General features: G+C 70.5%; 13 protein-coding genes. 7 read left to right on the top strand and 6 right to left on the bottom strand.

Annotated features, from left to right (window positions below; all coding sequences use genetic code 11):
- Positions 1-4 precede the first annotated feature (4 nt).
- The 3 genes from ABZ532_RS03020 to ABZ532_RS03010 form a co-directional block, all read right to left on the bottom strand.
- Positions 5-613, bottom strand: coding sequence for a GNAT family N-acetyltransferase (locus tag ABZ532_RS03020; RefSeq protein ID WP_361279042.1), 609 nt, complete (start codon positions 611-613; stop codon positions 5-7).
- Positions 614-1,007: 394 nt separating this feature from the next.
- A complete protein-coding gene (locus ABZ532_RS03015; RefSeq protein WP_361279423.1) occupies positions 1,008-2,048 on the bottom strand; it encodes a family 2 encapsulin nanocompartment cargo protein polyprenyl transferase in 1,041 nt (346 codons plus the stop codon).
- A 186-nt stretch (positions 2,049-2,234) separates the two neighbouring features.
- Entirely contained in the window at positions 2,235-3,668 is a 1,434-nt protein-coding gene (locus ABZ532_RS03010) for a family 2B encapsulin nanocompartment shell protein (protein WP_361279040.1), read from the bottom strand.
- Positions 3,669-3,852: 184 nt separating this feature from the next.
- Here ABZ532_RS03010 and ABZ532_RS03005 point away from each other — a divergent pair, with 184 nt between their 5' ends.
- Positions 3,853-4,824, top strand: a complete 972-nt coding sequence (locus ABZ532_RS03005) for a pyridoxal-phosphate dependent enzyme (protein WP_361279038.1) — start codon at positions 3,853-3,855, stop codon at positions 4,822-4,824.
- Here the strand turns inward: ABZ532_RS03005 and ABZ532_RS03000 are convergent.
- Positions 4,815-6,413, bottom strand: coding sequence for a Na+/H+ antiporter (locus tag ABZ532_RS03000; RefSeq protein WP_361279036.1), 1,599 nt, complete (start codon positions 6,411-6,413; stop codon positions 4,815-4,817). The genes ABZ532_RS03005 and ABZ532_RS03000 overlap by 10 nt on opposite strands.
- A gap of 43 nt (positions 6,414-6,456) precedes the next feature.
- Between ABZ532_RS03000 and ABZ532_RS02995 the strand changes: the two genes are divergently transcribed.
- From ABZ532_RS02995 to ABZ532_RS02985, 3 genes are all read left to right on the top strand, one after another.
- Entirely contained in the window at positions 6,457-6,717 is a 261-nt protein-coding gene (locus ABZ532_RS02995) for a UBP-type zinc finger domain-containing protein (RefSeq protein WP_361279034.1), read from the top strand.
- Between the two features lie 242 nt (positions 6,718-6,959).
- Positions 6,960-7,373, top strand: coding sequence for an anti-sigma regulatory factor (locus ABZ532_RS02990; RefSeq protein WP_361279032.1), 414 nt, complete (start codon positions 6,960-6,962; stop codon positions 7,371-7,373).
- An 80-nt stretch (positions 7,374-7,453) separates the two neighbouring features.
- Entirely contained in the window at positions 7,454-8,449 is a 996-nt protein-coding gene (locus tag ABZ532_RS02985) for an RNA polymerase sigma factor SigF (protein ID WP_361279421.1), read from the top strand.
- Positions 8,450-8,500: 51 nt separating this feature from the next.
- Here the strand turns inward: ABZ532_RS02985 and ABZ532_RS02980 are convergent, their stop codons facing one another.
- The gene (locus ABZ532_RS02980; RefSeq protein WP_361279419.1) at positions 8,501-8,893 is read right to left on the bottom strand and encodes a hypothetical protein; all 393 of its coding nucleotides are present in this window, start codon (positions 8,891-8,893) and stop codon (positions 8,501-8,503) included.
- 146 nt (positions 8,894-9,039) lie between these two features.
- Between ABZ532_RS02980 and ABZ532_RS02975 the strand changes: the two genes are divergently transcribed.
- Together ABZ532_RS02975 and ABZ532_RS02970 are read left to right on the top strand one after the other, a co-directional pair.
- The gene (locus ABZ532_RS02975) at positions 9,040-10,008 is read left to right on the top strand and encodes a diacylglycerol kinase family protein (protein WP_361279030.1); all 969 of its coding nucleotides are present in this window, start codon (positions 9,040-9,042) and stop codon (positions 10,006-10,008) included.
- A gap of 316 nt (positions 10,009-10,324) precedes the next feature.
- Positions 10,325-10,582 (top strand): WhiB family transcriptional regulator, encoded by a 258-nt coding sequence (locus ABZ532_RS02970; protein WP_003953983.1) that lies wholly within the window; start codon positions 10,325-10,327, stop codon positions 10,580-10,582.
- A gap of 154 nt (positions 10,583-10,736) precedes the next feature.
- Here the strand turns inward: ABZ532_RS02970 and ABZ532_RS02965 are convergent, their stop codons facing one another.
- Positions 10,737-12,203, bottom strand: coding sequence for a PAS domain-containing sensor histidine kinase (locus ABZ532_RS02965; protein WP_361279027.1), 1,467 nt, complete (start codon positions 12,201-12,203; stop codon positions 10,737-10,739).
- 363 nt (positions 12,204-12,566) lie between these two features.
- Here ABZ532_RS02965 and nagB point away from each other — a divergent pair, with 363 nt between their 5' ends.
- Entirely contained in the window at positions 12,567-13,352 is a 786-nt protein-coding gene (nagB, locus tag ABZ532_RS02960) for a glucosamine-6-phosphate deaminase (RefSeq protein WP_361279025.1), read from the top strand.
- Positions 13,353-13,425: the final 73 nt, after the last annotated feature.

Genomic DNA, 13,425 nt, shown 5'->3' with positions numbered 1-13,425 from the left:
CCCGTCAGCCGCCCACGGGGATGGTGGCAGGCTCCCGCCACATGGGCCACATGCACGGGCCGTCGGGCAGCTCGACCAGGCGGTCCGTGAAGGCGAAACCGAGGCGCTCGTAGAGCCTGCCGCTGCGGGCGCTGCTGGCCTCCAGATACGCGGGAACCCCCTCGCGGTCGCAGCGCTCCAGTACCGGGGCCATCAGTGCGGTGCCGAGCCCCTGACCCTGGCGCTCCGGAGAGACCGCGATGAGCAGCAGATACTCATGGGCCCGGTCGTGCGGGTGAACAGCGCCGGTGAGCCGGCCGACGAGTTCCGCGCGCTCGTTGTCCGGATCCGCCGCCTCACGCATCCGGGCCGGTGTGTCGTCGTCGGCGTCCGGCGGCCCCGCGGGCACCTGGAGCCAGAGCGCCGCGGCCGTTCCGTCCTCCGTCATGTCCACCCGCCCCTCGGCGAGTGCGGTGTCGAGGAAGACGCCCATGAAGACCCCGTGCACCTTGCGGCGGTGGTTCTCGTCGGGGAACACCCAGCTGCTCACCGGGTCGTCCGTGAAGGCCTCGTCGAGCAGCCGCGCCACGCTGTCCCGGTCACCCGCCCCGGCCTGCCGTATCCGTACGTCCATGTCCGGACCTCTCCGCGCTCGTCAACAGGTCCTGGAGATCCTAGAGTTGCACCCCGGGTCCGGCCCCGGGGCATGGCGGGAAACCGCCCTGCCCCGGGACCACGCGGCGGGCCGTTCCTCAAGACCCCCGGACAGGACCGGGTGCCGTGGCAGGAGAGGTCACGGCACTAGGTCGTGTGAGAGCAGCGCCGTCCGCCCGGACGGCGGGGCTCGCGGCGTCTGGTGCGTGAATCGCAAGGCGGTGGGGGTACCCCCACCGAAGGTCGGGGGCAATCGTCCTCGTACTGGGCGTACGTGGACGATCTCGACAACGCAGCGAGTGTGCGTGCTGGAGGCACCTCCCAGGCGACGTTCTGGGGGAGTCGCGAGCCAGGCGATCGCTTTCAAACACGGCCTAGCGGTTGCGGCGAGTGACGAACTCGGCGAGGGCCAGGAGATCACCTGCCGCAGCGAGGTCCGGGACCGCCCGGGACAGCTGCTGCACCGCCCGCGCCATCCGGTCCGCGGCCTCGAGCTGGGCCCAGTCCCTGCCCCCCGCCCGCTCCACGGCGTCGGCCGCGCGGCGGATGGCCTCCGTGTCCATCGGGCGTCCGTACAGCTCGGCCAGCTCCCTGCCCGGCACCGTGCCCGAGCCCAGGGCCGCGACGATCGGAAGTGACTTCTTGTGCGCCACGAGGTCGGCCCCGGCAGGCTTGCCCGTGCGCTCCGGATCGCCCCAGATCCCGATCAGGTCGTCGATCAGCTGGAAGGCCAGCCCCGCCTCCCGCCCGAAGGCGTCCATCGCCGCGATCTCCTCCTCCCCCGCCCCCGCATAGAGCGCCCCCAGGGCGCAGGCGCAGCCCAGCAGGGCCCCTGTCTTCGCCGTGGCCATGGCGAGGCACTCGTCGAGGGACACCTCGTGCGGGTCGAGCTCCTCGAAGGCGCAGTCGGCCTGCTGTCCCGCGCACAGCTCGATCACACAGGCCGCGAGCCGGGCGGACGCCGCCGCGGCGGCCGGGTGCCGGTCCTCGGCGAGCAGCCGCAGGGCGAGGGCGAGCATCGCGTCGCCCGCGATGATGGCGTCGGGCGTGCCGAACACGGTCCAGGCGGTGGGCCGGTGCCTGCGGGTACGGTCCTCGTCGATCACGTCGTCGTGCAGCAGGGTGAAGTTGTGCGCGAGCTCGACCGCGGCAGCGGCCCGGACCGCATGCTGTGGATCCCCGCCGAGCGCCCGGGCTGCGGCGAGCACCAGGGCGGGGCGGATCGCCTTCCCGGCCGAACCGGCGGCCGGGCTGCCGTCGGCGTGCTCCCAGCCGAAGTGGTACATCGCGATGCGCCGTATGGATCCGGGCAGGGACTCCACGGTGTCCCTCAGTCGTGGTGTGACGGCGGTCCGGGTGCGTTCCAGAAGTGCCGCGGCCTCTTGTCCATCGGTGCCGGTGTCCGTACTGGTCATCGTCACGGTGTCTCCCTCTGTTCAAGGGTGGGGCTGCTCAAGGGGGCGGGGGCGGCCGGCGGGGCGCAGTGGCCGCCCCCGCGGGTGGGGTGTGGCTCGTGCTGACCGGTGCGGCACCCGGGGTCCCCTGCTGCCGCGGAGGACCCCAGGAAGACTTCCCGACGCACCGGATTTCCAGCGGAACGCTTATCGCCAGCGGCTCACTTCGACGTTCTCCAGCACGCCGAGGGCGTCGGGCACCAGAACGGCCGCCGAGTAGTAGGCCGTGACCAGGTAGGAGATGATCGCCTGTTCGTCGATGCCCATGAAGCGCACCGACAGGCTCGGTTCGATCTCGTCGGGGATGCCGCTCTGCCGGAGCCCGATCACGCCCTGGTCGTCCTCGCCGGTGCGCATGCAGATGATGGACGTCGTGCGGGAGTCCGAGATCGGGATCTTGTTGCAGGGGAAGATGGGCACTCCGCGCCAGGCCGGGATGCGGTGTCCGCCGATGTCCACCGTGTCCGGGTAGATACCCCGCTTGGTGCACTCGCGTCCGAATGCCGCGATGGCGCGCGGGTGTGCGAGGAAGAGCTTGGAGCCGCGCCGCCGGGACAGCAGCTCGTCCATGTCGTCGGGTCCGGGCACACCGTCGTGCGGCTGGAGTCGCTGCCCGTAGTCGCAGTTGGCCAGGAGTCCGAACTGCCTGTTGTTGATGAGCTCGTCCTCCTGGCGCTCCCGCAGTGCCTCCACCGTGAGCCTCAACTGCTGCTCGGTCTGGTTCATCGGCTGGTTGTAGAGGTCCGCGACACGGCTGTGCACCTTCAGCACGGTCTGAGCGACACTCAGCTCGTATTCACGGGGCGCCGCTTCGTAGTCGACGTAGGTGTGCGGCACGACGGCCTCGCCGATATGACCCGCCGACAGGTCGATGGCGGCCTCGCCGTACTTGTTGGTCCGCTGGTGGGGCAGGGACACCAGCGACACCAGATGGGCGGCCAGCGATTCGGACCGGTCGGCGAGGGTCAGCACGTCCTGGCGGGTCAGCTGCAACACCACACACGAAGTGGCGGCCCTGGCCGTCGAGTCCCAGACCGCGTCGCCGTCGACGAGTGACCGGTCGCCGAGATAGGAGCCGTCGGCGAGGACCCCGAGCACCGCCTCGTCGCCATAGGGACCGGCGCCGATCCGCTCCACCCGGCCGTGGGCGATCAGGAACACCCGGTCCGCCGTCTCCCCCTTCGTGGCCAGCACCTCTCCGGGCGCGAACTCCCGCTGCCGGCACCGCTGTGCCAGCTCGGCCAGCACCGCCGCGTCCTCGAACCCCCGCAGCGAGGGGAGCTCGCCGAGCTCCGCCGGGATGACCTGGACCTGCCCCCCGGTCTGGATGAAGGTGACCCTCCCGTCGCCCACGGAATAGCTGAGACGGCGGTTCACCCGGTACGCACCGCCCTGAACCTCGACCCACGGCAGCATCCGCAGCAGCCACCTGGAGGTGATCTCCTGCATCTGGGGCGCCGACTTGGTGGTGGTCGCCAGGTTCCGCGCCGCAGCCGTACCAAGACTCTGCTGCGGCAGGGCCGCGTCCTGGCCGCCATCGCGGACCTCGTCACCAACCGAACCAACCGAACCGACCGACATGCGTCCTCGCAATCACGACAATCATGGACTGACCTGCACGAAGAAGCCTTCCATCACGCAGAGTGGGCGCGCCATTACACAAATGAGTGGGACTAGTCCCGTACCAGTGGGGCATGGCCGGCGCGTTTCCACCCGCCCGGCCCAGCCCGGAAGCGCAGGCTGACGCGGGCGCGACAATGACTGGGTGAACGCGATCGACCTCGGCACCCTCCGCCCCCGGCTCCCGTCCCCTCTGGAGCCGGTCGAGGACGAACGCTTCGCCCGGCACGGCGTACGCCTGCTGCTCAAGCGCGACGATCTGATCCACCCCTCTCTCCCCGGCAACAAGTGGCGCAAGCTCGCGCCGAACCTGACCGCCGCGGCCGGCCGTCCGGTGCTGACCTTCGGCGGGGCGTACTCGAACCATCTGCGGGCCACCGCCGCCGCCGGCCGGCTGCTGGGCTTCCGCACCATCGGGATCGTCCGCGGCGACGAGCTCGCCGACCGCCCCCTCAACCCTTCGCTCGCCCGGTGCGCGGCGGACGGCATGCGGCTGCGCTTCGTGGACCGGGGCACGTACCGCCGCAAGACAGACCCCGACGTGCTGGCGTCACTGGTCGAGCGGTTCGGAGGCGGACACGGAGCACCCGGGGACTGCCGTGTCATCCCCGAAGGCGGGAGCAACGCCCTTGCCGCACAAGGCTGCGCGGAGCTGGGGAGGGAACTGCGCGGCGTTTCGGAGGTGGTCGCCGTGGCCTGCGGCACGGGCGGGACCCTCGCCGGGCTGGCCGCCGGACTGGCCCCCTCGCCCGGGGCGCCGGCAGAGAGGCCCGCGAGAGCCCTCGGGATCCCCGTGCTCCGGGGCGGTTTCCTGAGCGAAGCGGTCGCCGCCCTCCAGCGGCAGGCCTTCGGTGGCCCCGCGGGCGACTGGTGGCTGGACGAGCGCTTCCACTTCGGCGGCTATGCCCGGACCACCCCGGCACTCGACGCCTTCGCCGAGGACTTCGAGCAGCGGCACGGACTGCCCGTCGAACGCCTCTACGTCGCCAAACTGCTGTACGCCCTCGTCACCCTCGCCGACGAGGGCGCGTTCCGGCCCGGAACATCCGTGACCGCCGTGATCACGGGAAGCCCCGACCCGGTGGCACAGCCACCGGAACGGCCCGCTCAGTCCTGACCCTCCCGGTAGGCGGCGGCCTCCTCGAGGTCGAGCCGCCGCAGCAGCGTGCGCATCATCTCGTCATCGATCCGCCGCTGGTCGCGCAGTTGCACGAAGACCGCCCGCTCGGCGTCGATCACCTCCCGCGCGAGCCGCCGGTAGGTGTCGTCGGCGGACTCCCCGGTGATCGGGTTCCCCGCGCCCAGCCGCTCCCACACGGCGTTCCTGCGGCGCTCCAGCACCCCGCGCAACCGGTCGGCCAGCGGATCCGGCAAGGCGTTGCGCTCGTCGGCCAGCAGAGCGTCGAGACGCTCCTCCGCCTTGCGGGACGCCTCGCTCTGCGCTTGGGCCTCGGCGAGGGTCTCGGCCTGCGCGTCGCGATCGGGCAGTTTCAGCGCCCGGATCAGCGGCGGGAGGGTCAGGCCCTGCACGACCAGGGTCCCGATCACCGTGGTGAAGGTCAGGAACAGCACCAGATTGCGGGACGGGAAGGACTCCCCGCCATGGATGGTGAGCGGGATCGAGAAGGCGATCGCCAGAGAGACCACCCCGCGCATCCCGGCCCAGCCCACGATCACGGGCGCCTTCCAGTTCACCCCCGGCTCGCGCTCCCTGATCCGGCTCGACAGCTTCCTCGGCAGGAACGTCGCGGGGAAGACCCAGACGTAGCGGATCACGACCACCATCACGAACACGGCGAAGGCGTACCAGACGGCCTCGGCGACGCTGTAGGACCCGAGCCCCTGGACCACGTACGGCAGCTGCAGGCCGATCAGCAGGAAGACCGCGGACTCCAGGAGGAAGGACACCATCTTCCACACGGCCTCCTCCTGGAGCCGGGTGGCGAAGTCCACCTGCCAGGCGCGGTGCCCGAGGAAGAGCGCGACGACCACGACGGCGAGCACGCCGGACGCCCCGACCTGCTCCGCGGCGGCGTACGCGACGAACGGGATGAGCAGGGACAGGGTGTTCTGGAGCAGCGCCTCCTTCAGATGAGTGCGCAACCAATGGATCGGCACCATGAGGATCAGCCCGACCACGATCCCGCCGACGGCCGCGAGCAGGAACTCCCCGATGGCTCCCGCCCAGGTCACGCCCTCACCGATGGCGGCCGCGAGCGCCACGCGGTAGGCGGTGATCGCGGTGGCGTCGTTCACCAGGGACTCGCCCTGGAGGATCGTGGTGATGCGGTGCGGCAGCCGGAGGCGGCGTGCGATCGCAGTGGCGGCCACGGCGTCCGGGGGCGCCACGACGGCCCCGAGCACCAGGGCCGCGGTCAGCGGCAGTTCGGGCACGAGGAGGTACGCGAGATAGCCGACGGCCAGGGTCGCGAAGAGCACGTAGCCGACGGAGAGCAGGGCGATGGGCCGGATGTTGGCCCGGAGATCGAGGTACGAGCTCTCCACCGCCGCTGTGTGCAGAAGTGGGGGCAGCACCAACGGCAGCACGATGTGCGGGTCGAGGGTGTACGACGGCACGCCGGGTACGTACGAGGCGGCCAGTCCCACGGTCACCAGCAGCAGCGGCGCGGGTACCGGTGTCCTGCGGGCCGAGGCGGCGACCACCGCACTCACCGCGATCAGCGCCACCAGGGGAAGTGCGTCCATATCAGCGGCCTCACGTCGTCACGCTCGTCGTAGTCTGGCAATCATGAGCGAGTGCCTGCATGTTCTCGACCTGCCGCGCCCCGAACCCGCACAGCTGAGCGATACCTGTCGGGAGTGCCTGGTGGACGGAACACACCCCGTGCAACTGCGGCTCTGCCTGAGCTGCGGGCATGTGGGCTGCTGCGATTCCTCGGTCAACCGGCACGCCACACGGCACGCCGACGAATCGGGGCACCCGATCGTCCGGACCCTGGAGCCCGGGGAGAGCTGGCGGTGGTGCTACCCGGACGGTTCGATCGTGTGACGTCTGGGTACGTCAACCCTCCGCCGGGTTATCTCAATTGGGGGGCGCACACCTCTAGCCACTGTGCGTACCCATGGGCTTACCATGAGTGACAGCGTCGGGTAAGGGTCCGGCGACACGGCACCATGGATCGCGATAGCGTCGCCAGTCCAGGTAACCGACTGCGTACCGACGCGCAGCAATCGGCTCCGGGACCGTCTACCCGGAGCCTCGATCGACCTTGTGCCACCTTGGAGGTGAGGGTGTCCCAGATCGCAGGCGAGCCCGGGACCCAGGACTTCGTGGAAGTCCGGCTGCCGGCTGCGGGTGCCTACCTTTCCGTGCTGCGTACGGCCACGGCCGGCCTCGCGGCACGCTTGGACTTCACCCTCGACGAGATCGAGGACCTGCGCATCGCGGTCGACGAGGCCTGCGCGATCCTGCTCCAGCAGGCCGTTCCGGGGTCCGTCCTCAGCTGCGTCTTCCGCCTCGTCGAGGACTCCCTGGAGGTCACGGTCTCGGCCCCCACCACCGACGGCCGCGCGCCGGAGCGCGACACCTTCGCCTGGACGGTGCTCTCGGCGCTGGCCGGCAAGGTGGAGTCCTCCGTGGCCGACGACCGCACGGTGGCCATCAGCCTGCACAAACAGCGCGGCGCGGGACCCGGGCCGGCGTGAGGGACGGGGACGGTCCGGTGCGGGACGAGGAGCGCGTTCCCGGAACACCGCACGATGGTTGTGCGGTTCCGGCCGATCCGGTGTACGCCCCCACGGGCATCCCGGAGCAGCAGGCCAGGCCCCACCCCGCGGTGGATGGCCGTGACGGCGTGTCGGCCGCGGCACAGGCGGCGGAGCAGGCGCAGGCTGGGGGTACCTCCCAGGCGAAGGACTGGGGGAGGGCGGCCCATATGAGCGAGCAGCACGAGCAGCACTCCAAGAATCACGCGGATCGCGCGGACCAGGCGGTTCACGCGCAGGCGAGTCATACCCACGCCGGGGCGAACGACCGGAGCGAGGCCCGGTCGATGTTCATCACGCTGCGCGAACTGCCCGAGGGCTCCCCAGAACGCGCCGAGCTGCGCAATCAGCTCGTACGGATGCATCTGCCCCTGGTCGAGCACCTGGCCCGCCGGTTCCGCAACCGCGGTGAGCCGCTGGACGATCTGACCCAGGTCGCCACCATCGGTCTGATCAAGTCGGTGGACCGGTTCGACCCGGAGCGCGGTGTCGAGTTCTCCACGTACGCGACGCCCACGGTCGTCGGCGAGATCAAGCGCCACTTCCGCGACAAGGGCTGGGCGGTGCGGGTCCCGAGGCGACTGCAGGAGCTGCGGCTGGCGCTCACCACGGCGACCGCTGAGCTGTCCCAGCAGCACGGCCGCTCACCCACCGTGCACGAGTTGGCCGAGCGCCTCGGCATCTCCGAGGAGGAGGTGCTGGAGGGCCTGGAGTCGGCCAACGCGTACTCCACGCTGTCCCTTGACGTGCCCGACACGGACGACGAGTCACCCGCGGTGGCCGACACGCTCGGCGCGGAGGACGAGGCGCTGGAGGGGGTCGAGTACCGGGAGTCGCTGAAGCCTCTGCTGGAGGACCTGCCGCCGAGGGAGAAGCGGATTCTGCTGCTGCGGTTCTTCGGGAACATGACGCAGTCGCAGATCGCGCAGGAGGTCGGCATCTCGCAGATGCATGTGTCGCGTCTGCTGGCGCGGACGCTGGCACAGCTCCGCGAGAAGCTCCTCGTCGAGGAGTAGGCGGTGCGGGGTGGGCGGGTCTCCCGGCGTGCCGCACCCCGGGAGACCCGCTCACCCCCGCCGGAGGCCCAGCTCTCGGGTCGTTGCCGGGTTGAGCAGCACCACCAGACCGATCACTGCCACCAGCGCGAGCGCGATCCCCGCGGGGATCAGGGCGCCCGATGAGCGCAGGAGCGTCCAGGCCACGGGGAGGGCCATCAGCTGGGTGATGATCGCCGGACCACGGCTCCAGCCGCGGCGCAGCAGCAGGCCACGGGCGGCCAGCAGCGGGATGAGCCCCAGGGCGATCAGCGTGGCGCCGCCCGACTCCGCCTGGGTGGTGCTCTCGGGGGTGCCGACGAGCCCGGTCACCAGCAGATAGACACCACCGGCGACGAGCGCCAGGGCTTCCAGCCCGCAGACGGCCGCCGCGGCGGTGAGCCGGGGCGGGCGGGGGCCGGACACGGCCTCGGCGGACTGCTCGGCGGACTGTTCGGGGGTCTGGTCAGCACTGCTCACCCCTGAAGGGTAGCCGTCGGCCACCGGCTCCGGGCCTGACCGGGTGCCCCGGCAGGTACGCCGGGTACCCCCCGGTAGGTACTCTGGCGGCCATGCGCGCACTCCTCGTGGTCAACCCGGCAGCAACCACCACCAGTGCCCGCACGCGTGACGTACTGATCCACGCCCTCGCCAGCGAAATGAAGCTGGAGGCCGTCACGACGGAGTACCGCGGTCACGCCCGCGACCTCGCCAGGCGGGCGGCCGAGTCCGACGACATCGACCTGGTCGTGGCGCTCGGGGGTGACGGCACCGTCAACGAGGTCGTCAACGGCCTGCTGCACGCCGGCCCCGATCCGGACGCACTGCCCCGGCTCGCGGTGGTCCCCGGCGGCTCCACCAATGTGTTCGCACGGGCGCTCGGGCTGCCGAACGACGCGGTCGAGGCGACCGGCGCCATCCTGGACGCGCTGAGTCTGCGCAGTGAGCGCACCGTCGGGCTCGGGCTGGCGTCCGGCACGCCGGGGACGGATGACGAGGGAGCCCCGGCGCGCTGGTTCACCTTCTGTGCCGGATTCGGCTTCGACGCCGGAGTCGTCGGGCGGGTCGAACAGCAGCGCGAACGCGGCAGGAAGTCGACGCACGCCCTCTACATACGTCAGGCAGCCCGCCATTTCCTGGACGACCCGCACCGCAGGCGGGGCGCGATCACCCTGGAGCGCCCCGGCATGGAGCCGGTGCGCGATCTTGTGCTGTCGATAGTGTGCAACACCTCCCCCTGGACCTACCTGGGCAATCGCCCGGTGTACGCCGCCCCCGACGCGTCGTTCGACACCGCTCTGGACGTCATGGCACTGCGACGGCTGTCGGCTCCCACGCTGGCCCGTTACGCGACCCAGCTGCTCACCTCGACCCCGGAGCGCGGACCGCACGGCAAGCATGTGATGTCGCTTCACGATGTAGCGGACTTCACCTTGCATTCGAAGGCTCCACTGCCCTTCCAGATGGACGGAGACCATCTGGGGCTGCGTACGAGCGTGACGTTCACAGGCGTTCGCCGTGCACTGCGTGTGATTGTGTGAGTGGAAGGCCCTGATCTCCTTACAGTCGAACGTTTAGACGCGGATCCACCCCATGGAAGTACGGCTGTGATCTAGTCGACACCAAGGAATCAAAAAAAACTTTCCGGAAGGGGTTGTATCCGCCGCCGAGGTTTGCGAATCTCTACGTGGCGATCGGAACGGCCCGCAGGATCGGCCTCCCAGGCAGCCAGAACCCCTCCTCATCTCAGGACAGCAACCAGTTCAACTGGGCGTTGACCCTTCCCTTGCGGGGGGATTCGTGAAAGCGTTCACATTCACAAGCAATCAGTAAGTCATACCAAGAGAGGTAGCAGCCATGGACTGGCGTCACAACGCCGTTTGCCGCGAGGAAGACCCCGAGCTGTTCTTCCCCATCGGCAACACCGGTCCTGCGCTGCTGCAGATCGAGGAAGCCAAGGCCGTCTGCCGCCGCTGCCCCGTCATGGAGCAGTGCCTGCAGTGGGCGCTCGAGTCCGGCCAGGACTCCGGCGTCTGGGGTGGCCTCAGCGAGGACGAGCGGCGCGCGATGAAGCGCCGCGCTGCTCGTAACCGGGCGCGCAACGCCAGCGCCTGATCGCCACCGCTATGAGCCTGAGGCCGGCGGCGCGTACGGCGAGTACGCATTCACCGCCCCCGAGCCGCAGCGCGCAGCAGTAACTCACAGCGTTCGAGCCCCGGACCGTAGATACGGTCCGGGGCTCGCTGCTGTGCGCGCCCGGAAGGGGCGGTTACTTCTCGCTCTGTACGGGGATGTCCAGGACCACATGAGTGCCGCGCCCCGGGGCCGGCTTCATGTCGAAGGAGCCGCCGAGCTCCCCTTCCACCAGGGTCCTGACGATCTGGAGCCCGAGATTGCCGGCCCGCTGCGGGTCGAAACCCTTGGGCAGCCCGCGGCCGTCGTCCTGCACGGTGATCAGCAGTCGCTCCGCACCGCGCGGCCCGCCGCGGACCGCCGTGACATCGACCGTGCCCTGCTCCCCCGGGGCGAAGGCGTGCTCGAGGGCGTTCTGCACCACCTCGGTCAGAACCATCGAGAGCGGGGTGGCCACCTCGGCGTCGAGGATTCCGCAGCGACCGCTGCGGCGGCAGACCACCTTGCCCGGGGCGATCTCGGCCACCATGGCGAGGACCCGGTCGGCGATCTCGTCGAACTCGACCCGCTCGTCGAGATTGTGGGACAGCGTCTCGTGCACGATCGCGATGGAGCCGACCCTGCGTACCGCCTCGTTGAGCGCCTCCTTGCCCCGCACGGAATCCATCCGGCGGGCCTGGAGCCGCAGCAGGGCGGCCACGGTCTGGAGGTTGTTCTTGACCCGGTGGTGGATCTCCCGGATGGTGGCGTCCTTGGTGATCAACTCACGCTCACGGCGCCGGAGTTCGGTGACGTCCCGGAGCAGCACCAGGGAGCCGATGCGCGGCCCCTTGGGCTTGAGCGGAATGGCCCGGAGCTGGATCACGCCGCCGTTGCCCTCGACCTCCGCCTCCCGGGGTGCATAGCCGCTGGCCAGCTTGACCAGGGCCTCGTCGACCGGCCCCCGGGACGGGGCGAGTTCCGCGGTGATCCGCCCGAGGTGCTGTCCCACCAGGTCGGCGGCCAGGCCGAGACGGTGGTACGCGGAGAGCGCGTTGGGCGAGGCGTACTGCACGACCCCGTCCGCGTCGAGGCGGATCAGTCCGTCACCGGCACGGGGCGAGGCATCCATGTCGACCTGCTGGTCGGGGAAGGGGAAGGCACCCGCGGCGATCATCTGGGCCAGGTCGGAAGCGGACTGAAGGTAGGTGAGCTCCAGCCGGCTCGGTGTGCGGACCGTGAGGAGGTTGGTGTTCCTGGCGATCACGCCGAGCACCCGGCCCTCGCGCCGCACGGGGATGGACTCCACCCGGACCGGCACCTCCTCCCGCCACTCCGGGTCGCCCTCGCGGACGATACGGCCCTCGTCGAGCGCCGCGTCCAGCATCGGGCGGCGTCCGCGCGGAACCAAATGGCCGACCATGTCGTCCTGATAGGAGGTGGGCCCGGTGTTGGGGCGCATCTGGGCGACCGAGACATAGCGTGTGCCGTCCAGGGTGGGGACCCACAGGACCAGATCGGCGAAGGAGAGGTCGGAGAGCAGCTGCCACTCCGAGACCAGCAGGTGCAGCCACTCGAGGTCCGATTCACTCAGGGCGGTGTGCTGGCGTACGAGATCGTTCATGGAGGGCACCTTGTGAGCGTACCCTCGGTGTGAACGGGACAGACGGGGGCTCCGTGGTGAAGGATGGACCTCGGACTTCTCTCCATGTGGATGTCTAGTCCACAATGACCAGTAGAGCCTCCGCCCTCCCCGCACAGGAGGGTGGACCTGGGCGCCCGCGCTTTCTGCCCTGACTGCGTGGATGCCCTCCCAACGGCCGCACGGGACCGCACACCCGTCGGCCGGGTAACTCCGGGCTGCGGTGCCGGACGGGCTGAGGGTCCCGTCCCGGCGCCGCGGCCCGCGGGTGTTTTCAGGGCCCCCTCTGGTACATTGGTCTATACCAGATGTCTTTCGTATCTTCCGGCGATAGGCAGGCCCAGCGTGGAAGTTGTCATAGTCCCGGACGCCGAATCCGGCGGGGAGCTCATCGCCCGGGGCATCGCGGATCTCCTGCGCCGCAAGCCCGACGCACTGCTCGGAGTGGCCACCGGATCGACGCCCCTGCCCGTCTACGAAGCGCTCGCCGCGTTCGTGCGGGCGGGTGAGGCGGATACGTCGATGGCCAGGATCGCCCAGCTCGACGAGTACGTGGGCCTGCCCGCGGGCCACCCCGAGTCCTATCACTCCGTCCTGCTGCGCGAGGTCGTCGAACCACTCGGGCTGCGCCCCGACGCCTTCCTGGGCCCCGACGGTACGGCCTCGGACGTGCCGGCCGCCTGCGCGGCGTACGACGCGGCGCTGGCCGAGGCGGGAGGAGTGGACCTCCAGCTGCTCGGGATCGGCACCGACGGGCACATCGGGTTCAACGAACCGTGCTCGTCGCTCGCGTCCCGCACCCGGATCAAGACGCTCACGCACCAGACCCGGGCGGACAACGCGCGCTTCTTCGGCGGCGACATCGCCCAGGTGCCGCAGCACGTGATCACCCAGGGCATCGGCACCATCCTGGAGGCCCGCCACCTGGTGCTGATCGCCACCGGCAAGGGCAAGTCGGAGGCGGTCGCGGCGACGGTGGAGGGGCCGGTGGCGGCGGTGTGCCCCGCCTCAGCGCTCCAGCTGCACCCGCATGTGACGGTGGTGGTGGACGAGGAGGCGGCGTCGGGGTTGCGGCTGGCGGGGTACTTCCGGCACGCATACGCGAACAAGCCTGCGTGGCAGGGGCTGTAGGGCCGGTTTGCACGGTGCCCGTGCCCGCACCCTGTGCGGCCTCGGTGGCCCGTGGCGGGCGGGGCGCCCGGCG

Source organism: Streptomyces sp. NPDC019396, assembly GCF_040632375.1.
Taxonomy (GTDB): Bacteria; Actinomycetota; Actinomycetes; order Streptomycetales; family Streptomycetaceae; genus Streptomyces.
This window is presented reverse-complemented; position numbering and strand designations above follow the sequence as displayed.